Source organism: Acinetobacter suaedae (genome assembly GCF_008630915.1).
Taxonomy (GTDB): Bacteria; Pseudomonadota; Gammaproteobacteria; order Pseudomonadales; family Moraxellaceae; genus Acinetobacter; species Acinetobacter suaedae.
The window spans coordinates 1991108-2011822 of sequence record NZ_CP043909.1 but is presented as its reverse complement, the minus strand read 5'-3'; the positions used below and the strand labels follow the sequence as shown (position 1 = coordinate 2011822).

The window sequence follows — 20715 nt, the reverse complement described above, 5'->3', positions numbered from 1 at the left end:
ATGACGACTAGATGACAGGACAGTTAAAATTAATGTGTTAGACAACATGCAGTTTCTGTCATCAAAATTCAAGGGTAGAATTGAAAAAATTATAAAAATGTTTAATTTCTAGACTATAATTTAAGCTGTGAGCCAAGTTGCTCGTATATATAGCGATTTAATTTTAACAATGACTGATCAATTAAGAGCAAAATTTGAGAATTTAGAACTCAATGCTGGGTTGGGGAAAATTAGTGCCTTTATTTCGGTATCTTTGGGGATGTTAAGCATATTCGGTGCATTGTGTTTTTTGTTTCCAACTGTACTGACCATGCCTGAACTTCGTCCTTTTTATACACAATATTATGATGTTTTCTATTTTAGCTTAATGTTAGCAATCATTATCAGTGTAGGGTTTGGTGTATTCAGTTCAATTGTTCGTCAAAATCGTTATGGTTTTTACGGTCTTTGCTTTGCTTTAGTTGCTGCGGTTTTAGGGTGTGGTTTGATTGAAGCACCCACACTACCAAGTTTGCCATTTTATGCTGGCATTGATTATTTTATCTTAACGCTTGTAATTTTAGCGCTTGTTTTCATTCCACTAGAAGGTTTTTTTGCCAAAAACCCTGAACAAAAAATTCTACGTGTAGGGTGGGTGACAGATATGAAATATTTCATGTTTAGTCACATCGGAATTCAGCTTTTTACATTTTTGACAGTCATGCCGATTCAGTATTGGATTACACATCTACCAAATAATCCAATCGTTCCTTATGTACAAGCTCAGCCGATTTGGTTACAGTTTATTGAGTTGTTGATTGTTGTAGATTTTGTGGTGTATTGGTTGCATCGAGCGATGCACGAGATCGATTTCCTTTGGCGCTTTCATGCAATTCATCATTCTACTGAATATATGGATTGGCTAGCTTCTTCACGTTTGCATGTGGTTGAAGTGTTAATGACGCGCTTTATTGCGACTTTACCCATTTTTTTACTTGGTTTTCATACATCAGCAGTCTTTGCTTATCTCATTTTTATTTCTTTTCATGCGATATTCATTCACTCAAATGTACGCTTTCGTTTTCCATATCTACGTTGGATTATTGCGACACCTGAGTTTCATCACTGGCATCATTCATCAGAAAAACCAGCAATTGATAAAAACTATGCCGCATTTATTCCTGTATATGATGTTATTTTTAAGAGTGTGTATATGCCGAATCACTTGGCGAGTGTATATGGCACGGTAGGATATAAGATCCCCAATAGCTTTGTGAAGCAATTTACTTGGCCCTTTAAAAAGTACGTAAAACGATTACGTAATCACTTTAACTCCTCATCTAAATCATAAAAACGAAACGAGAGCCACAGCAATATCATCCATAGATTGCTGTGGTTTCTTTGCATAGTAAGGCTTTAACGCGTAAAATAGCCGACTATTTTGTTTTTTAGGAAAGCTGTTCAGTGCAGAGTCATTTAAATGTAGATCAATTGGTTATGGCACGTGACCGTCACCGTTTAAATCGACTGCGCAAGGATAAGAAAACAGAAACAGCAGAAATCAAAAAGCTTTTTGAACAGTCCAATCATAAAGTCAAACAACGTCTAGCTCGATTACCTACGATCAAGCTCAATCAAGATTTACCTGTTACGCAATATGCAGATCGTTTAATTGAAGCCATTCAGAAGCATCAAGTGATCATTGTGGCGGGTGAAACTGGTTCAGGAAAAACCACACAGCTTCCTCAAATTGCAATGCTTGCAGGTCGGGGGCTGACAGGTATGATCGGACATACACAACCACGTCGTTTGGCGGCGCGTAGTGTTTCTCAGCGTATCGCCGAAGAGGTGGGTGAGAAGCTTGGTGAGTCAATTGGTTTTAAGGTCCGCTTTAATGAGCAAGGTTCGCAGGACTCGATCGTTCGGTTAATGACTGACGGTATCCTGTTAGCAGAATTGACCAATGATCGATTCTTATCAAAATACGATACCATCATTATTGATGAAGCACATGAACGCTCACTCAATATTGACTTTATCATGGGTTATCTCAAGCAATTATTACCGAAGCGTCCAGATTTAAAGGTGATTGTTACGTCTGCAACCTTAGACGTAAATCGTTTTAGTCAATACTTTAATAATGCGCCAATTTTTGAAGTTGAAGGGCGAAGTTATCCTGTTGAAGTGCGTTATCGTCCGATTTCAGAGTTGAGTATTATCGGTAGTGATGATGATGAGTTCGATGACTTTGAAGAAAATCTGCCTAGAGCCGTTGTTCAGGCGGTTGAAGAGTGTTTTGCTGATGCTGAAGCAAAAGGGCATCCTGAACATGCAGATATTTTGATTTTTGCTAGTACAGAGCAAGAAATTCGCGAATTACAAGAAACCTTGCAAAAATATGGACCACGTCATACAGAGGTATTGCCTTTGTATGCACGTTTGGCACTCGCCGAACAACAAAAGATCTTTAATCCTGGTGGTAAAGGTCGCCGTATTATTATCGCGACTAACGTTGCTGAGACTGCATTGACTGTTCCAAATATTCGCTATGTGATTGATAGTGGATTTGCGCGTATCTCACGTTATAACTATCGATCGCGTGTTCAGCGCTTGCCAATTGAAGCGATTTCACAAGCAGCAGCCAATCAACGTAAAGGACGTTGTGGTCGTATAGCAGCGGGTGTGTGTATTCGTCTATATAGCGAAGAAGACTTTTTAAGCCGTCCCGAATTTACAGAGCCAGAAATTAAACGAACCAATTTGGCTTCGGTTATTTTGCAAATGCAAAGCCTCGGTTTAGGTAGTTTGGAAGATTTTGATTTTATCGAGCCACCTGATTTCCGTTTGGTGAATGATGGCCGTAAGTTGCTTATTGAGTTAGGTGCATTAAACGAACGTAAGAATGATTTAACTAAAGTGGGCCAAATGATGGCGCGTATGCCGATTGATCCACGTTTAGCACGGATGATTATCGGTGGTGCTCATTTTGGTGTACTGAAAGAAACCTTGATTATTGTCAGTGCACTTGCTATTCAAGATCCTCGTGAGAGACCTGCAGATAAACAAATGCAGGCAGATCAAAAGCATGCTTTATTCAAAGAAGCGGATTCTGACTTTTTATTTTATTTAAAACTGTGGAATACCTTACAAACCAGTCCTGATGCTCAATCTGAAAATAAACGTCGTCAGTTTGCACGTCAACATTTCTTGAGTTGGTTACGTTTGCGAGAATGGAAACAAACCCATCAGCAGTTGGTTGAATTAGCCGAAGGTTTAAAACTTAGTTTTAATGAAAAGGGTGCAAATTATGAAAACCTACATCGTGCATTATTAACGGGTTTACTTTCATTTATTGCCAATAAAACTGATGAACGTAATACCTTTATGGCTGTTCGTCAGCAAAAAGCCAAAGTTTTCCCAGCCAGCACATTACATAAAACTAATACAGCGTGGGTGATGGCATTTGAGATGGTAGAAACATCCCAAGTTTATCTGCGTACCTTGGCGAAAATAGATCCAGAATGGATCTTGTTGGCTGCTCGAGACCTATTGAAATATCACTATTTTGAGCCGCATTGGTCAAAAAAAGGTGGCATAGTAAATGCCTATGCTCAAATTTCCTTATTCGGTCTGATTATCGAACCTAAACGTCTAGTGAACTTTGAGAAAGTTGATCAGGCAGCTGCACATGAAATCTTCCTGCGTGATGCACTCACGACTGGCAATTTAGGCATTACACCTGCATTTTTAAAACATAACTTGCTTAAACTTGAAGAAGTGGAGCGAGTTGAGGATAAATTACGCCGCCGTGATTTAGTGGTCGATGAAGAAACGATTTATCAATTTTATGCAGAACGTGTACCAGTTGAAGTGGCGAGTCGACATAGTTTTGAAGATTGGCGAGCGACGGTAGAAGCAAAAAATCCCCGTTATTTGTTTGTTGAGGATGATGCCCTCTGGATGAGTGATCGTCCAACAACGCAACAATTTCCAGATTATTTGCACAACGGGCAATTGCGTTTAGCAGCAAGTTATCGTTTTGATCCAAGTCATGATGAAGATGGGGCTACGGTCAAAATTCCTGTGCAAGCATTGTCACAAGTGGATGAAAAGCAATGGTCATGGGGGATTCCTGGCTGGCGTCAAGATTTAATCGAAGCTTTATTAAAAGCATTACCTAAAGATAAACGCCGTAATCTAGTCCCAATTCCCGATACAGCAAAAAAACTGATACAAGGTGTTGATGCTGTACATCTACGTGAGCACCTATTTAATTACCTCGCTTTTGCTTTACGAGGTGAGCAGATTACAGAAAAAGATTTCTCATTTGAACGAATTGATCAATATCTTGTTCCTTTTATCAAAGTGATCGATGAAAAAGGTAAGTTGATTGCACAAGGTCGCGATCTGGATGAATTAAAAGCACGTTGTCGAGTTGAAACTCACCGTCCTGTGAAGCAACAACAAGGGGAATTCCAAACTTTTCCTGAACATTTTATTTTTGAGGCTTCACAAAAGGTTACTGGCGTTATTGTCAAGCAATATCAAGCGCTTGTTCCAAGTAAATCATTTGCTGAATTAGAAAACAAAGATCAGTCTGGTGTGGTGATTCAAACCTTTAATGATCAAAATGAAGCTGTAAAACAGCATCGTGAAGGGGTGATTCGACTGATCCATATGCAATTAGGTGATTTAATTCGTCAACTTAAAAAGCAAATTTCTAAGCCATTGGCATTGGCATATTCACCATTAGGCGAACGGGCTAAACTCGAACAAATGCTAGTCTATGCGACTTTGCAGGTTTCAATTAAATCGTTACCTAAAAATGCACAAGAATTTGATGTGTTATTGATTGACGTAAAGAAGCATTTTTTAATCAATGGTCAGAAAGTTTTAAGTGATATCACTGAAATTTTTACTCAATGGCAGAAGATTCGTCGAGAGCTGCTGGTGCTAGATCAAGGAATCTTTGGCCGAAGTATCGATGATATTGAGGATCAATTAGATTTAATGTCATTAGCAGACTTTGTTTATAGTAAACATAGTGAAATTTGGCAGGAATATCCGCGTTATTTAAAAGCGTTGCTATTGCGTTTAGATCGTTTGCCAAATAATCTACAACGTGACCTTGCGGCAATTGATGATGTCGATCCATGGATGGACAGAGTATTTAAATTTAAAAATGATCCCAAAATCAAAGAAATGTATTTGATGTTAGAGGAATTGAGAATTTCTTTGTTTTCTCAACCAATGAAAACAAAGATGCCAATTTCACCAACTAGATTACAAAAACTATGGGATCGATTAGCAATCGGTTAAACTGAGCAATAATGAAAGTTAGAACCATTCTTTACAGGAGTTTTACATGGGCATCCGTATAACAGGTACAGGTTTGTTCCACCCAACTGAGTCTATTTCCAATGAAGAGTTGGTTGAAAGTTTAAATGCTTATGTAGAACAGTACAATCAAGACAATGCTGAGAAAATTGCAGCAGGCGAGCTAGAAGAATTACGCGGCTCAAGTCCTGAATTTATCGAAAAAGCATCAGGCATTAAACGTCGTTATGTGGTTGAGAAATCAGGTATTCTTGATCCAACGCGTTTACGTCCTCGCTTAAAAGAGCGTAGTAATGAAGAGCTTTCACTTCAAGCTGAGTGGGGTGTCATTGCTGCAAAACAAGCGATGGAAAATGCTGGTGTTACGGCTGAAGATATCGATGTTGTAATCTTGGCGTGCTCAAATATGCAACGTGCATATCCAGCTGTTGCAATTGAAATTCAGTCTGCATTGGGTATCAAAGGTTATGCTTATGATATGAATGTGGCGTGTTCTGCCGCAACCTTTGGTTTAAAGCAAGCTTATGATGCAGTGAAATGTGGTGCTCGCCGTGTTTTATTGCTGAATGTTGAGATTACATCAGGCCATTTAGATTATCGTACACGTGATGCACACTTTATTTTTGGTGATGTTGCGACAGCTTCAATTATCGAAGAAACTGAAACTAAATCTGGCTATGAAATTTTAGATATTCATTTGTTTACTCAATTCTCAAATAATATCCGAAATAATTTTGGTTTCTTAAACCGTAGTGAAGATGCGGTTGTCGATGATAAATTGTTCCGTCAAGATGGGCGCAAAGTATTTAAGGAAGTTTGTCCACTTGTTGCAAAAATCATTACGGCACAATTAGATAAGTTGCAGTTAACACCTGAACAAGTTAAACGTTTTTGGTTGCACCAAGCGAATGCCAATATGAACGAGCTAATTTTAAAACTCGTTGTTGGTAAAGATGCTGATTTAGAACGTGCACCGATTATCTTGGATGAGTTTGCCAATACTTCTTCTGCAGGGGTAATTATTGCGATGCATCGTACAGGTGCGCAGGTCGGTAATGGCGAATATGCGGTCATTTCTTCATTTGGAGCAGGCTATTCAGTCGGCTCAATTGTTGTGCAGAAGCATATTGCATAAAATGTTAAATTGATCAAAACCAAAAGGAGCATTAAGTTGCTCCTTTTTTTATGTAAAAAGAGTGTGAAATGTTATGAAAACCTTATGAATTGATTCCAGCTGAATGTGGTAAATAATATTTGTATGAAAAAATAAAAATAGGAGCTTATCTTATATGGATAACATGAAAAGAATTACCATTTTTGTAATGGATGCTGATTCATCAGATGATGTCGATCAGGTGGGGGCTTGGCTAGAAAAATGGAAAGATTCGGTTAATGTTGTGGATTATAGTACTGGAGGGTGGGAACATTGCTGGGATATTGAGGCAACGCTAGATGCTGTAGCAGAGGTTCCCGAACAATGGTTATGTTGTAGTGAATGGGCAACACCAGAAATATTTGATCAGACTAAATAGTAATTAGCTAAAAATGTAGGACGCAGTTTTGCTGCGTCCATTCATTCATATCTTTAAGCTTCTACAGTTTGTACTGAGATCTTTTTAGCAGGATCTACTTTGCGGCGTACTGCTGGTACAGGCTCACCATGATATTGGCGATCAGCAAAGTAGCTTGAACGAACCATTGGTGCAGACCAGATATTTCTGAAACCGAGTTTACGACCATGTTCTGCATAACGCTCGAATTCTTCTGGTGTGACAAAGCGGTCGATTGGTGCATGTTGCTTAGATGGTTGTAGATATTGACCAATTGTTACGTAATCTACATCATGAGCACGAAGGTCATCCAGTAAAGAAATCACTTCTTCTTCTGTCTCACCAATACCAACCATTAAGCCACATTTAGTCGGTACATCAGGGCAGTATTCTTTAAACATTTTCAAAAGATTTAAAGAATGTTGATAGTCTGAACCTGGACGCATTGCTTTATATAAACGCGGAACAGTTTCAATATTGTGATTGAAAACATCAGGTGGGCATTCAGTCATGATACGTAAGGCGATATCCATACGACCACGGAAATCAGGAACTAAAATTTCCAATAAAGTATTTGGACTCAAAGCACGGGCTTCTTTGATACAATCAACAAAGTGTTGAGCACCGCCATCTAGAAGATCGTCACGATCCACAGATGTAATTACGGCATATTTTAAACCAAGATTGGAAATTGTTTCTGCCATGTGGCGTGGTTCATCAGGGTCAAGTGCATTTGGTCGACCATGTGCAACGTCACAAAATGGACAACGACGAGTACAAATGTCACCCATAATCATGAACGTAGCAGTACCCCCACCAAAACATTCTGGTAGGTTAGGGCAGGCTGCTTCTTCACAAACGGTATGAAGTTTTTGCGAACGTAGGGTTGTTTTGATGCGCTGAACTTCGTCTGGTGCTGTCATTTTGACGCGAATCCAGTCTGGCTTGCGAGGCACTTCAACCGTAGGGATAACTTTTACAGGAATTCTTGCGACTTTTTCTGCGCCACGAAGTTTTTGACCCTGTTCAGGTTTACGGTGTTCAGACATATCTTTTCTACGACCTTTGATTTCAAATCTTTTGTTATTATAGTCAAATTTGCTGTGAGATAGGACTAAATAGGTATTCATTTTAAAAATGTCTATATATAAAATATACGATTGAGAAATATATCAATTCAACGCATATTAGTTATCATATATTTAGAAATACGCAGCGAGAAATCAAAGGAGCTTTTAATGCCACGTAAGAAAGAGGTCGTTGGTGGGAATATTGTCAAATATGATGCAGTAATTCTCGGTTCTGGCCCAGCTGGTGAAGGCGCGGCAATGAAGCTAGCTAAAGCAGGTAGACGTGTAGCAATTGTTGATGTTCGTGATCAACTTGGTGGTAATTGTGCACATGTTGGTACGATTCCAAGTAAAGCATTACGACAAACTGTCTCGAGTATTATTCGTTATCAGCGTGATCCAATGTTTCAAAAAGTAGGTGAATGGAAGCAATTCACCATGAAACAGGTATTACGTAATGCACACAAAGTCATTCAACAACAAGTTGATACACATACCCGTTTTTACGATCGCAATAAAATTGAAGTTTTTCATGGTCGTGCATATATCCAAGATAAAAATACAGTTTTGATTTTTGGTCAGGAAGGCATTAAAGAAACCATTATTTGTAAACAGATCGTGATTGCTACAGGTAGTCGTCCATATCAACCGCAAGGACTAGATTTCAATCATCCACGTGTCTTTGATTCAGATAAGATTTTAGATCTTGATTACACGATCCAAAAAATTATCATTTATGGTGCGGGTGTAATTGGTTGTGAGTATGCATCTATCTTTATTGGTCTAGACCATAAGGTTGATTTGATTAATACACAACAAAAATTACTCAGTTATTTAGATGATGAAATTGCAGATGCATTGTCCTATCACTTGCGTGAACAGGGGGTGTTGATTCGTCATAATGAGCAAATTGATCGTTTAGAAACCTTTGATGATCATGTGGTTTTGCATTTGCTCAGTGGTAAGAAAATTAAAGCAGATGCGATCCTGTGGTGTAATGGACGTTCGGGTAATACTGACGGTTTAGGTTTGGAAAATGTTGGCTTAGTACCGAATAGCCGTGGTCAGTTGATGGTAAATGATCAGTATCAGACGGAAGTTGAAAATATTTTTGCAGCAGGTGATGTAATTGGTTGGCCGTCACTCGCATCGGCAGCCTATGACCAAGGGCGTTGTGCGGGTGCAAATATGGTTGGTGAGAAAAATGTTAAACCAATTAAAGATGTACCAACTGGCATTTATACCATTCCAGAAATTTCTTCGATCGGTAAAACTGAACAGGAACTGACTGAAGAAAGAATCCCATACGAAGTTGGTCAAGCTTCTTTCCGTCATTTGGCTCGTGCACAAATTACAGGGGATACGGTTGGAGAGTTAAAGATTTTATTCCATCGCGATACCCTAGAAGTGTTGGGTATTCACTGTTTTGGTAATAATGCCGCTGAGATTATTCACATTGGTCAGGTTGTGATGCATAGTCCAAACAATACCTTGAAGTATTTTGTTGAAACAACTTTTAACTATCCAACGATGGCAGAAGCTTATCGTGTGGCTGCCTTAAATGGAATCAATCGTTTATTCTAAGTGAAGGATATTGTCTGATATTATAAAAATGCCAATCAACTTGATTGGCATTTTTACATTGTGAACGAAAGAAAGGTAAGAATGAAAACTCAAAAAAATAATTGGATCTTATTGATTGTCATTGCGTTACTGGTATTTGCTTATGTTGGTTTGGATCTTAAGCAAAATAGTGCACAACGTGGAGAGGTTTCCTCATCAGTTGAGCAACATGGTGTCGATGATCAAGCCAAGATCATGCAAGCCTTTCAGCAGCAACGAAGCAAACTTCAAGTGCGTTCACAAGGAACTGTGAAGACGATTCTTCCTGATGATAACGATGGCTCTAGGCATCAACGAATGATCCTTCAACTGGAGAATGGTTTGACGCTATTAATTGCACATAATATCGACTTGGCACCTAGGGTAGATCAACTGAAAAAAGGTGATAGCGTAGAGTTTTATGGCGTATATGAGTACAACGATAAAGGTGGGGTGATCCACTGGACGCATCACGATCCAAGAAGAAAACATATCGATGGTTGGTTAAAGCATAATGGACGAATATATCAATAAATTCTTCTAATAATGACAGGGTCTGTCTATGTAACAGACCTTGTCTAGAAAGATATGCGCTAAATCAGCTTGTAATCGCTGATTTTTGACGAAGTTTCCATTTAGGTAGGACTTTAGCTAAATAAGCATCCATACACCATACAGGGCCAATCAGAAGGAATTGTAGGTCTTTGAAGAATGATGGCTTCTTACCTTCAATTTTATGTCCATAAAATTGACCGATCCAAGCAATGACAAAGATCCCAATATAAAAGCCGACACCGACTGGAAGAATGATGATTAACCATGCCATTACTGCGAGAAGTGCAGCCATCGCGACCGCAAGTACAATATCTAAACGTGCGTAAAAAACTAAAGTGAGCACAAGCAATAGAGCTGTGAGCAGAGTGCTGAAATGCGCTAGGATCCCAATAATCGAAAACAGGATTGCTGGAACGCAAACCCAATGGATTTTCTTATTGGTTTGATTTTGATGGCTGTCGCTATATTCCTCAAACCATTCATCGATCGATTTCACAACGCACTCCTTGCAATAATATTTTTTTTAGTTTTTTCAATATACCGAAGAACAGCTTTAGCGTCAAAAATGATTGAGGGTAGTATCTGGTGGCGGTTGCAATAAAAAAAGCCACACAAGGTGGCTTTAGGATTCTGTTGAGAGGCAAAACTTATGAATTTGGACCATCAACACGTTCGATGCTTACTTTAGCAAGTCCAGCATTAGTAATACCGATTTGCTTTGCAGCACCATAAGATAAGTCTAATACGCGGTTACCATGGAAAGGACCACGATCATTTACCTTAACTACTACGCTTTTGCCATTGTCCTTGTTCGTTACACGGATATAGCAGTTGAGCGGTAGGCTACGATGAGCAGCGGTCATTGCATTCATATCAAATGTTTCACCACTTGCTGTTTTACGGCCATGGAATTGACGACCATACCAAGAAGCAACACCAGTTTGACTAAACTTACGTACAGTGTTCGATGCAACTGTATTCAGTTTTTCAATCACTGAAGGCTCTTCTTCAGGGATATCAATTTTAGCAGCGATCGTTTGGCGACGTACTTGATCACCTGAGCGCTCAGTGATTGAAAGACTATTTACGTTTGAAAGACGCGAATTAAAATTTTGAGAATCTTTGCTAAGAACGCGGGCTGCTAAATTAGAACCTTCAACATCACTGTTCAACGATGTAGACTGAACCATTTCAGCATGTAACGGGCTTAAACTTAAGCCTGCCGTCAGCGCTAGAATATATTTTAGCGAAAACTGCATTGTATAAACTCCTAGAGAACATGCTTTTCTACTTCAACAAAACAACCTGAAATATAGTGCACATGTCTAATTATTCACTTTTGCAATTTGCAATTTGGAGGGCAGTTTTAACCATTTTATGCGTTTTAACGGCCCGTTCACTTGGTGTGGATAATATTCATCGCAAACGAAGTGTGTCTAGTCATTGGAGATAAATAGCAACAAAAAGTACAAAAACACACAAATATTGATTAATTATTAACCAATATTGTAACAAAATATGAATTTTGCTGATTTAGTGTGCTTTGCCCATATTTTTTTTATTGACTTTTTGTAAAGTCTTAAAAAGCTAGTCTATCGACTAGCTACTTCAGTGCCTAATAACCATACAGCAGTTGCGTACATACGGCTTCTGTTATAGGTCGTAATGACTTGGAAATTTGGGTAAGTAATGTAATAAATTGGACCAGAACGATCTTGCAGCTGAATGACATTCACTAGATCAAGATCATCAATTTTGACGAGTGGATTAACAGGTGTAATCCCAAGTCGTTTTAACTCACCATAAGGCGTAGGCATTGTTAAATCTTTTGCAATGATACTTTCTGGATCATTTCCAAGATAACGTGCTGGAAAGCCAATCGGGCGATCACGTTCCCAGCCATGTTTAGCTAAATAATTTGCAATTGATCCTATAGCATCAACAGCAGAATTTCTTAAATCAATGTGACCATTACCATCGTAATCGACGCCCAGTTTTTGGATATTACTTGGCATAAACTGTGGGTAACCGATTGCACCAGCATATGAACCTACGATGCTATTGGTTGGATAACCTTCTTTGTAAGTCCATGCGATGAGCGCTGACAATTCATCACTGAAGTAGTCAGCTCGACGTGGGTAACCAAAAGCCAAGGTTGCTAAAGCATCACGTGTAACGAAAGAACCTTTATTGGCTCCATAACCTGTTTCTACACCTAGAATACCGAGGATGACCGCTTTAGGCACACCAAATTGCTGTTCTGCGCGATTTAGAGCATCTTCATACTGATTTTTAAAGCGGATACCACGTTGAATTGTACCCTCAACCAAGAACATTGATCGATACTCGTACCAAGGTTTACTTTCACCAGGACGGGTCATGATATTTAAAATGTTCGGTAGGTTACGTGCACCGCTCATGGCTGTATCAACTTGCTCGCTACTCAAGCCATAAGTTGACATCGTTTTTTGCTTAAACGCTGAATAGTTAGGGTGGGAGTAAAACTCATTGGCATGTACCCAATTACAGCTTAAGAATAAACCTGCACTTAAGCTAAGAAATCGAACTGTTTTATTTAAAGTGTTATTCAACATATGTTTATGAAATTCCTCGTTATCGATGCGTATGAATAGACATAACCAGTCCAAAAGTCGCCATAAGTGTAATAATTGCAGTCCCGCCGTAACTCATAAAAGGCAACGGCACGCCCACTACAGGTAAAATACCACTGACCATGCCTGCATTTACAAATACATAAACAAAAAATGACAAACCAAATGCGCCAGCAACTAGACGACCATAGTTATGGAAACTTTGTAAACCAATTTGAAAAGTTCTAAAAATAATTGCGAAATACAAAAGGATCAGCAGTGTCACACCAATTAAACCAAATTCTTCTGAATAGGCGGCAATGATGAAGTCTGTGTGACCTTCTGGTAAAAAATGTAGATGTGACTGGGTACCCTCTAAAAAACCTTTTCCAGAAAAACCACCTGAGCCAATCGCTGTTTTCGACTGAATAATGTTCCAACCTGTGCCTAAAGCATCTGCTTCAGGGTTTAATAAAGTTAGTACACGTTGCCGTTGATAATTGTGTAGTAAGAAGTGCCATGCAATTGGGATCACGATCGCAACAGCACCCGCAGCAGCGGCAATTAGTTTCCAAGATAAACCACTCAAGAAAAGTACAAAAATTCCACTTGCAATCACCAATAATGATGTGCCTAGATCGGGCTGTTCAGCAATCAGTACAAAAGGAATCAGAATCAGGATAAGTGATAGAAAAACCTGAGAGAAACTAGGTGGAAGGGCTTTACGAGATAAAAACCAAGCGATCATCATTGGCATGCCAATTTTCATAAACTCACTGGGTTGTACGCTTCCAAAACCAGGGATATCGATCCAACGCTGTGCCCCCATACGCACTTCACCGAAAATCATTACAGCAAGTAAAGACAAAACGCCGAAAGCATAAAAATAGGGTGAAAATGCTTGATACACTTTTGGGGGGATTTGCGCCAAGCTAAACATGACCACAAAACCTATGCAAAAACTGATTGCTTGTCTACTTACTAAGCCAATATTTTGTGCCGAGGCACTATATAAGATGGTCAACCCAAGTATGGCATTTAAAATCAAAAAAAGACTAAGCCATGGGTCGATATGCAGTTGTTGCCAACGAGAGGGCTGTGTCGCTGTGCTTAAGCCATCACGTGGTGCTTGACGTAAAAATTTGTATTGAGAGCTTGGAGACATGCGATTCTAGATCAGGTAAATCAAGGCTTTGGGAATGCTAACATAAACGCTGATTTAGACAATGAAAATTTAGAAATTGTGACACTTCTGGATTCTAAATTGGCATAAAAAAAGCGACGATTTTACAACCGTCGCTTTGATATGAATGTTAGCTTATTTTTGAATCAACAACTGATCAAAGTGTTTGGTAAATACTTCTAACTCAGCTTGACTTAAACTTGGAATAAGTTTTTTGATAACGATATGTACAGCTGTTTCAACACCGCTAGTTGCTACGCTTGCCACACCACGTTTAACCATACCTAGACCAAGTGTTTTGTTGTACTCAGTCATAAAGTGTTGGATAAGTGCATCAGCGAAAGATTTAAATTGTTGGGTTAAAGCGTCACGCTGAGCTTTACCATTACCTGCTTGAACTTCAGCAAAGCTTTTCTTCATCTCTGCAACTAAGCTGTCTGGTAAAACTGTACCAATACGTTGCTTACCATCATTGTCAATAAACAGACTCTTTTCCATAAAGGCTAAAGATTCTAAAACTTGTTCATTTGATGCTTTGCCGAGAAGCTGTTTCATCAAGGTTTCGACAATACCACGGATTTTAATCGCTAGTCCTTCAGTCGTATCACGTTTTTCACTTGGCGGAAATTGTTGAACCAGATGAACCAACATGGTATCGATTAACTCATCGGTCAGCTGCAGTGAGATCTTGTCACGCAAAGGGTATTGTGGTTCTTTGCTGTCACGATTGGCTTGTGCAAGTTGAATATCTTTACTCAAGCTTTCTGATGGAAGAATACCGAAATAACTGGTCATTGAAAAACGTCCTCTATATCAAATTTATTCGTTTTATTGTCGTGCCAAGCGAATTGGCTCAGGCATCCATGACAAATCAGATACTCGACATGGATTAATATCCAATCCACCTCGACGAGTATAAGTCGCATAGACCATCAGTTTCTGAGGTTTGAGCAGCTTCCAAATGTCAGCAAATATTTGCTCAACACATTGCTCATGAAAACCATTATGCTGACGGTAGGAGATAATATAAGCTAATAGGCTGCGATAACAAGGTTTTTTGCCTTGAAAACGGATAAAAATCGTACCCCAGTCAGGTTGACCAGTGACAGGACAATTACTTCTTAATAAATGCGAGTATAGCGTGATCTCGACGTCATCTTCAGTTGTTGTATCTAGCTGCAGCAAAGTTGGGTCAGGATGTTCAGATAAGCGCTCGGGAACCAGATCATCGATACAGATCCCTTGGGGTTTTGAAATCTCTAAATCATCAACTTGAAAAAGTTGCAGCTCAATTTTTGCACCTGCAGCAGAGGATAAATCACGCTCAACAGTTTCGATGAGCGCTTCTTTTGAATCAAACTTTGTGAAGTTCAAGCTATTGAAATAAAGTTTTAGCGACTTCGATTCAATCAAATTGGGTGAGCTAGCAGGTAGTGTCAAACGACCAATTGCAACCTGAGGTAGGCCTAACTGATTGAGCCATGAAATTTCAAATACATGCCACCAGTCTTTACCTTGAGTGATCCCTTCAACATCAGCATATTGTTGACGAGATTCAGCGCGAGAGATTGGAAATAAAACCTCTGGCTGATATTGAGTTGGGTACTGGGTTTCTTTACCCAATTGAGAATGTTCAACACTCATTCACGCATTCCTGAACCACGAGCCAATAAATGATAAGCGATTGCATACAAAACAAGACAGCAAAGTGTCACAATGCCTAAAGAGAAGGAAACATTGACATCACTGTGTCCCAAAATGCCAAAGCGGAAAGCATTGACCATATACACAATCGGATTAATTAAGGATAAGTTTTGCCAAAATGGGCTTAATGCACTAATCGCATAAAACACGCCACCTAAATAAGTGAGTGGTGTTAATACAAAGGTTGGAATGATCGAGATATCATCAAACGACTTTGCGTAGACAGCATTAATAAAACCGCCAAGAGAGAATAATAATGAGGTAATAATGACGGTATATATTGTCACGAAGAAATTATAAATTTCTAGTTGAGTAAAGAATAGACTCATCAAGGTTACAATCAACCCAACTAAAACACCGCGACAGACACCACCAATCACATAACCCCAAAGGATTAGATGCAATGGCACTGGACTCATAATCAGTTCTTCAATACTTTTTTGGAATTTTGCACTAAAGAAACTTGAAGAGACGTTGGCATAACTGTTTGTGATGATTGCCATCATAATCAAGCCTGGCACAATAAATTGCATATAGCTAAAGCCACCCATTTCCCCAATGCGTGAACCCACTAAATTTCCGAAAATCACAAAATATAAACTCATTGTAATCGCAGGTGGGAGTAGGGTTTGAGGCCAAATACGCATAAAGCGACGAATTTCTTTAACAACTAAAGTCCACAGTGCGGTTCGTAACTGACTAAAGTTCATTGATCCGCTCCTGTGAGGTTTTTCTCAACCATTTTGACGAATAGTTCTTCTAAGCGATTAGACTTATTGCGCATACTGCTGACTTGTATATTCTGAGATTGCAATAACAAAAATAAATCATTCATGCTATGTGCTTTATCCATTGTTACTTCGAGAGTGACTGGGTCAATTAAGTTAAATTTGAAACCAATAATATTTAGATCCATGCGATTTATTGGATCAGCCAAATCACAAATGAATGATTCTTCATTGAGTTGATTGAGGAAACCTTTCATTGAGGTATCTTCTTTAATTACACCTCGGTCAATGATCGCAATTCGACGACACAACATTTCAGCTTCTTCTAGGTAATGTGTCGTAAGAATAATAGATGTGCCTTTTTCGTTCATCTCTGTTAGAAAATCCCACATTGAGCGACGTAATTCAATGTCGACACCAGCAGTAGGTTCGTCGAGGATAAGCAGTTTCGGTTCATGCATCATGGCACGCGCGATCATCAAGCGACGTTTCATACCACCTGAAAGCATACGTGATTGGATATTACGCTTTTCCCAAAGTCCGAGTTTTTCTAAATAATATTCTGCACGCTGTTCAGCTAACTTTCTAGGAATGCCATAGTAGCCAGCTTGTGTTACCAAGATATCAAAGGTCTTTTCAAATTGACCGAAATTGAATTCTTGTGGCACAACACCTAAACATTGTTTTGCATGTGAAGGGTGTGTGTCCAAGTTGTGACCAAAGATCTCAACTGAACCCGATGTTTTTTTGGTTAGTGAGCTGATGATGCCGATCGTGGTTGATTTACCTGCACCATTAGGTCCTAATAATGCATAGAATTCACCCTCAGGCACAGTTAAATTGATACCTTTTAACGCCTGAAAACCATTACGATAAGTTTTGGACAAATCGCTTAATACCAAAGCATCAGTCATAAAACGTCTCACGTTATTAAATAGAACGGGTATTCTGATCGATATGAAAAAATAAACCAAGTAGAAAAATAGGTTTATGCTGTGTTAAAAATGGAACGGTGTATTTTTGGAAAATAATAGAGAAAGAATGAGTCGTCTTTTAGTTTGATTTCCTTATAAAAGAAACAAATTTATGTTTTGAAGTAAGAAATTGTTGTTTTATTAGGCAAGAGATGAGTTTGTTTAAGAGGATATATTTACCAATATGTTTTTTTTGCCTATGATGTGGCTCGCATGCGCTCATAGCTCAACAGGATAGAGTACAGGTCTCCGAAGCCTGTGGCGTGGGTTCGAGTCCCGCTGAGCGCACCAAAATTATAATTTTTTATATCTATTATTCTTTCAATTGCCCAATCTTTGAATTGATGATGAGTTGAATCTCGAAACTTAATCCGATTATTTCATCAACTGCGTTTCTAGTGCTTTACGTAAATAGACATCAAGGTCATCTTGACGAAGCAACCATTGCACATAATCTGTAGGCAAATCTTGAATCGCAGTGCCTTTGTGCTTCCCAAAAGTAATCGATTTCGGAATGCGAGCTTCTTCTGATGCAGTATAAAGTTGTTCGATATTTTGAATATCAAGTTGGTGGATGATATGCATCAAAATATTAGCAGTTAAAATGATATCTGCATCTGCACGATGTGCGCCTTTTAGCATTTCTCTTGCTTTATCGCTGCCTTTGGAAATTAAGTAAATTAATGCTGAAATGTTATGCGCCTCAGCATCAGGCCAGACATGTCGTGCCAATGCAAGCGTACAGATGGGTTTTAAATGAGATATTTCCACACCACAACGTGCGATTGCTGCGATGTCATAATCAACATTGTGACCAATAATATAAGTTGTTTCTGTTGGGAGTTGGAATTCATTATAAAAAGGTTGATCTACCAGATCAGATTCTAAAATATGATGGACAGCCATTGCTGCAAAGGATATCGGTTGACCAACTTGATATAACTGATCAAAAATTTTTTTCTTATCTAAACTCAGTTTGCCACTTTCAATTTCGATAGGCGCATAGGCGATTTCAATCGGCAAACCATTTAGTGTATGTGTTTCAGTATCTAGAATAATGGTTTGCATATAAAGTTGACTCAATTGAAGTTGAATAGATGCACTTATCTTACAAGAAAATGAGTTTGAATATGAGTTAGAAGATTGAATTCCTCAAGTTTGAGCGCTGTTATGGATAAATAGAAATCAAAATTAAAAAAACTTGAAATAAAGTGTGATTAGGCGTAATTCTTGTGAAGATAATATGACTTTAGAATCATGATTTCTAAAGCGAATAATGATAATGAAAATAGTTAAGGGAAAACCAAATGAAAATGAAATTATTGACGGTTGTGATACTAAGTTCTAGCTTGTTTTTTACTGCTTGTGGTGGTGGCGATGGAAATACTAGCTATATACCAAAACCAACGATACCTGAAAATAATATTCAAGAGCCTGTAGTTGGTATACCAGAGCTTTATACAAAGTCCGATTTTAGTGCTGTAGCATCAGAAAGCTTGGTGATGACCTATAAAATGCTAGGGCAGAATGGTAAAGAGACTATGGCAACCAGCTTGCTATTTGTTCCGGGTGGACCAATGCCTGCAACTGGCTGGAAAATTGTTGCATGGGCACATGGTACAACTGGTGTCGCGGATCAATGTGCACCAAGTCGTCAAGCAACCCATGCTGCTATTCAGAGTATGATTAGCCAATTTCTGGCGGCAGGTTATGTGGTGGTTGCGCCTGATTATGAGGGGCTTGGTGAACCCAGTGGTCGGGAACTACATCCTTTTTTAAATCTAAAAAGTGAAGCCTATTCGATTACTGATGCTGTGGTCGCTGCACGTGCTTATCTAGCTAGTCGCGGAAAACTCACTTCACAACAATGGATGACCGTAGGGCATTCCCAAGGTGGTCACGCAGCTTTGGGAGCAGCACAATACGCAAGTCGAGCTAAACTTGATTACAAAGGAACTATTGCCATTGCACCAGCGTCAAACCTTGAACTCATATTAAGAAAGGGTGAGGAGTCTGTTGAAAATGCGCCTGTTGAGCAGCAAATACCTATGTATGCTCAACTAGATACATACACAGCATTAATCACCGCTGGATTGCGCAATCTCCAGCCTACGTTTAGCTACATAAATGTTTTTAAATCGCCAACAGATCAAATTGCGAGTAGGGCCGAATTAGATTGTGCAGATGTGCTAGGAGGAAGGTTTGGTGGGGCTATGCAAACGCATTTGCAAAGTAATGTTGATTTAACAAATTATCCCCGTACGCAGATCAATTTTATGCAACTTTCATTAGTTAAATCATTTTTGGAAAAAGACTCACAACCTGCTCAGGTTAAATTAAATCAACCAGTGATTATTTATCAAGGTGCAAAAGATACAACTGTTCCAAAATTAGCAACAGATGCATTGGTATTGAGCGCAAGAAATAAAGGTTCAAATATTCAATATATTTCCAATGCTGAATGGGACCACGGTACAGTATATGGTGCGAATATTGAAAATATTGTGAATGATGTGAAAACAATGATGCCAGCTAATTAATTCATCGGGAGTAATTTATAATTAAATTATTCCTGAATTTTTACTTTTAAGTAAGCAATATCTGAACATATTGTTCTCGTTGGTTTGTGCTCGTAGACTTCTGATTTGAAATCAATCTTTTCAACGTTATTGAAACCAAATGTTTTATAAATTTGCATACTCTCCTGAACTGCTTGTTTATATAGTAGCCCGGCCGAAAAATATGCGATTAAGGCTAAAGATAAACTTACGAGAATAGCCAATGCTGATTCTATAAAAATTTCTTCGTAAGATTCCCATTTAACTAAAAAGAAAATATTTATTAAAAAACTTAATATAAAGAATGACAGTCCAATTGTTTTCTGTCTTTTTCTTAAACCTTCTATAGTGAAGCCATGTTGAGGAAGTGAATAAATCAAATTTTGTTCTGGGTGGTAGATTGCATATGCAAGACTTATATCGGTAAAGCTATTGGGATCAATAACGGCATAAAGCTCATCACCTTCTTGAAAAAAAATATGTTCAGCAACTCCCATAACTGTTTGGTGAGCAATTTGAAAGCTATATATTTTATAAGTTTTATTGATTCTATAAGCTAAAACGCGAGCATCAACATCAAACAAATTTGCTATGAGTATTTTTGCTAAAGCAGCTTGCTCTTGTTCTATCTGAGTTTCATATTTTCGATTTCTAATACAGTAAAAATCATATATTTTTAAATGCTGAATTTTTCCGTTGATGCGAATCATTTTATCTAGACAATTAATTATAAAGCTCAATGCTAAGTTTAAGGAAAAATCTTAATGAATCAAAAGTGAAGTTTTTATCAACATGAGCGATTTTTATTGAGAATTAAGCAAACTTCATTCTTCTTACTTATAAACTTCGTGCTACAATACGCACCAATCTTTAGCACGGCTTAA

The 20715-nt window shown here is 38.6% G+C and carries 18 protein-coding genes and 1 tRNA gene; 8 read left to right on the top strand and 11 right to left on the bottom strand.

Going from position 1 to position 20715, the window contains the following annotated elements; all coding sequences use genetic code 11:
• Positions 1-169: 169 nt before the first annotated feature.
• The 4 genes from F2A31_RS09400 to F2A31_RS09385 all read left to right on the top strand — a co-directional run bounded on the left by F2A31_RS09400 (position 170) and on the right by F2A31_RS09385 (position 6848).
• Entirely contained in the window at positions 170-1330 is a 1161-nt protein-coding gene (locus F2A31_RS09400) for a sterol desaturase family protein (protein WP_150026173.1), read from the top strand.
• 113 nt (positions 1331-1443) lie between these two features.
• Complete coding sequence (hrpA, locus tag F2A31_RS09395; RefSeq protein WP_150026172.1) at positions 1444-5298, top strand: ATP-dependent RNA helicase HrpA; 3855 nt, start codon at positions 1444-1446, stop codon at positions 5296-5298.
• Between the two features lie 46 nt (positions 5299-5344).
• Positions 5345-6451 carry a beta-ketoacyl-ACP synthase III gene (locus tag F2A31_RS09390; RefSeq protein ID WP_150026171.1) on the top strand — a complete coding sequence of 369 codons (1107 nt, stop codon included), beginning with the start codon at positions 5345-5347 and terminating at the stop codon, positions 6449-6451.
• A gap of 154 nt (positions 6452-6605) precedes the next feature.
• Positions 6606-6848 (top strand): hypothetical protein, encoded by a 243-nt coding sequence (locus F2A31_RS09385; RefSeq protein WP_150026170.1) that lies wholly within the window; start codon positions 6606-6608, stop codon positions 6846-6848.
• Between the two features lie 53 nt (positions 6849-6901).
• Here F2A31_RS09385 and lipA read toward each other — a convergent pair whose 3' ends face one another.
• Complete coding sequence (gene lipA, locus F2A31_RS09380) at positions 6902-7915, bottom strand: lipoyl synthase (protein ID WP_150026169.1); 1014 nt, start codon at positions 7913-7915, stop codon at positions 6902-6904.
• 189 nt (positions 7916-8104) lie between these two features.
• Here lipA and sthA point away from each other — a divergent pair, with 189 nt between their 5' ends.
• Positions 8105-9520 carry a Si-specific NAD(P)(+) transhydrogenase gene (gene sthA / locus F2A31_RS09375; RefSeq protein ID WP_150026168.1) on the top strand — a complete coding sequence of 472 codons (1416 nt, stop codon included), beginning with the start codon at positions 8105-8107 and terminating at the stop codon, positions 9518-9520.
• 81 nt (positions 9521-9601) lie between these two features.
• A complete protein-coding gene (locus tag F2A31_RS09370; RefSeq protein WP_150026167.1) occupies positions 9602-10072 on the top strand; it encodes a DUF3465 domain-containing protein in 471 nt (156 codons plus the stop codon).
• Between the two features lie 64 nt (positions 10073-10136).
• Here F2A31_RS09370 and F2A31_RS09365 read toward each other — a convergent pair whose 3' ends face one another.
• The 8 genes from F2A31_RS09365 to F2A31_RS09330 all read right to left on the bottom strand — a co-directional run bounded on the left by F2A31_RS09365 (position 10137) and on the right by F2A31_RS09330 (position 17213).
• Positions 10137-10589, bottom strand: a complete 453-nt coding sequence (locus tag F2A31_RS09365) for an Mpo1 family 2-hydroxy fatty acid dioxygenase (RefSeq protein ID WP_150026166.1) — start codon at positions 10587-10589, stop codon at positions 10137-10139.
• 151 nt (positions 10590-10740) lie between these two features.
• Entirely contained in the window at positions 10741-11352 is a 612-nt protein-coding gene (locus F2A31_RS09360; protein ID WP_150026165.1) for a septal ring lytic transglycosylase RlpA family protein, read from the bottom strand.
• Between the two features lie 333 nt (positions 11353-11685).
• Positions 11686-12687, bottom strand: a complete 1002-nt coding sequence (mltB, locus tag F2A31_RS09355) for a lytic murein transglycosylase B (RefSeq protein ID WP_150026164.1) — start codon at positions 12685-12687, stop codon at positions 11686-11688.
• Positions 12688-12706: 19 nt separating this feature from the next.
• Positions 12707-13849 (bottom strand): rod shape-determining protein RodA, encoded by a 1143-nt coding sequence (gene rodA / locus F2A31_RS09350; protein ID WP_150026163.1) that lies wholly within the window; start codon positions 13847-13849, stop codon positions 12707-12709.
• Positions 13850-14002: 153 nt separating this feature from the next.
• Complete coding sequence (locus F2A31_RS09345; RefSeq protein WP_150026162.1) at positions 14003-14662, bottom strand: hypothetical protein; 660 nt, start codon at positions 14660-14662, stop codon at positions 14003-14005.
• 33 nt (positions 14663-14695) lie between these two features.
• On the bottom strand, positions 14696-15511 hold the full coding sequence (gene queF, locus F2A31_RS09340) for an NADPH-dependent 7-cyano-7-deazaguanine reductase QueF (RefSeq protein WP_150026161.1): 816 nt from the start codon (positions 15509-15511) through the stop codon (positions 14696-14698).
• Entirely contained in the window at positions 15508-16281 is a 774-nt protein-coding gene (locus F2A31_RS09335) for an ABC transporter permease (protein WP_150026160.1), read from the bottom strand. The genes queF and F2A31_RS09335 overlap by 4 nt, the downstream gene beginning before the upstream one ends.
• Positions 16278-17213, bottom strand: coding sequence for an ABC transporter ATP-binding protein (locus F2A31_RS09330; RefSeq protein WP_150026159.1), 936 nt, complete (start codon positions 17211-17213; stop codon positions 16278-16280). Before F2A31_RS09330 ends, F2A31_RS09335 begins: the two co-directional genes overlap by 4 nt.
• Positions 17214-17488: 275 nt before the next feature.
• Here F2A31_RS09330 and F2A31_RS09325 point away from each other — a divergent pair.
• Positions 17489-17564: transfer RNA gene (locus F2A31_RS09325), tRNA-Arg, on the top strand.
• A gap of 84 nt (positions 17565-17648) precedes the next feature.
• Here the strand turns inward: F2A31_RS09325 and F2A31_RS09320 are convergent.
• Positions 17649-18341 carry a 3'-5' exonuclease gene (locus F2A31_RS09320; protein WP_150026158.1) on the bottom strand — a complete coding sequence of 231 codons (693 nt, stop codon included), beginning with the start codon at positions 18339-18341 and terminating at the stop codon, positions 17649-17651.
• A 239-nt stretch (positions 18342-18580) separates the two neighbouring features.
• Between F2A31_RS09320 and F2A31_RS09315 the strand changes: the two genes are divergently transcribed.
• Positions 18581-19813 (top strand): alpha/beta hydrolase, encoded by a 1233-nt coding sequence (locus F2A31_RS09315; protein WP_150026157.1) that lies wholly within the window; start codon positions 18581-18583, stop codon positions 19811-19813.
• A 26-nt stretch (positions 19814-19839) separates the two neighbouring features.
• Here the strand turns inward: F2A31_RS09315 and F2A31_RS09310 are convergent, their stop codons facing one another.
• Positions 19840-20541 carry a hypothetical protein gene (locus tag F2A31_RS09310; RefSeq protein WP_150026156.1) on the bottom strand — a complete coding sequence of 234 codons (702 nt, stop codon included), beginning with the start codon at positions 20539-20541 and terminating at the stop codon, positions 19840-19842.
• Positions 20542-20715 lie beyond the last annotated feature (174 nt).

Bases quoted from the DNA above. Each gene is read 5' to 3' on its own strand.
- rodA (WP_150026163.1), bottom strand. From the start codon at position 13,849: ATGTCTCCAAGCTCTCAATACAAATTTTTACGTCAAGCACCACGTGAT.
- F2A31_RS09315 (WP_150026157.1), top strand. From the start codon at position 18,581: ATGAAAATGAAATTATTGACGGTTGTGATACTAAGTTCTAGCTTGTTT.
- F2A31_RS09335 (WP_150026160.1), bottom strand. From the start codon at position 16,281: ATGAACTTTAGTCAGTTACGAACCGCACTGTGGACTTTAGTTGTTAAA.
- F2A31_RS09385 (WP_150026170.1), top strand. From the start codon at position 6,606: ATGGATAACATGAAAAGAATTACCATTTTTGTAATGGATGCTGATTCA.
- lipA (WP_150026169.1), bottom strand. From the start codon at position 7,915: ATGTCTGAACACCGTAAACCTGAACAGGGTCAAAAACTTCGTGGCGCA.
- F2A31_RS09400 (WP_150026173.1), top strand. From the start codon at position 170: ATGACTGATCAATTAAGAGCAAAATTTGAGAATTTAGAACTCAATGCT.
- F2A31_RS09390 (WP_150026171.1), top strand. From the start codon at position 5,345: ATGGGCATCCGTATAACAGGTACAGGTTTGTTCCACCCAACTGAGTCT.
- F2A31_RS09370 (WP_150026167.1), top strand. From the start codon at position 9,602: ATGAAAACTCAAAAAAATAATTGGATCTTATTGATTGTCATTGCGTTA.
- F2A31_RS09345 (WP_150026162.1), bottom strand. From the start codon at position 14,662: ATGACCAGTTATTTCGGTATTCTTCCATCAGAAAGCTTGAGTAAAGAT.
- queF (WP_150026161.1), bottom strand. From the start codon at position 15,511: ATGAGTGTTGAACATTCTCAATTGGGTAAAGAAACCCAGTACCCAACT.
- F2A31_RS09360 (WP_150026165.1), bottom strand. From the start codon at position 11,352: ATGCAGTTTTCGCTAAAATATATTCTAGCGCTGACGGCAGGCTTAAGT.
- F2A31_RS09310 (WP_150026156.1), bottom strand. From the start codon at position 20,541: ATGATTCGCATCAACGGAAAAATTCAGCATTTAAAAATATATGATTTT.
- sthA (WP_150026168.1), top strand. From the start codon at position 8,105: ATGCCACGTAAGAAAGAGGTCGTTGGTGGGAATATTGTCAAATATGAT.
- F2A31_RS09320 (WP_150026158.1), bottom strand. From the start codon at position 18,341: ATGCAAACCATTATTCTAGATACTGAAACACATACACTAAATGGTTTG.
- mltB (WP_150026164.1), bottom strand. From the start codon at position 12,687: ATGTTGAATAACACTTTAAATAAAACAGTTCGATTTCTTAGCTTAAGT.
- F2A31_RS09330 (WP_150026159.1), bottom strand. From the start codon at position 17,213: ATGACTGATGCTTTGGTATTAAGCGATTTGTCCAAAACTTATCGTAAT.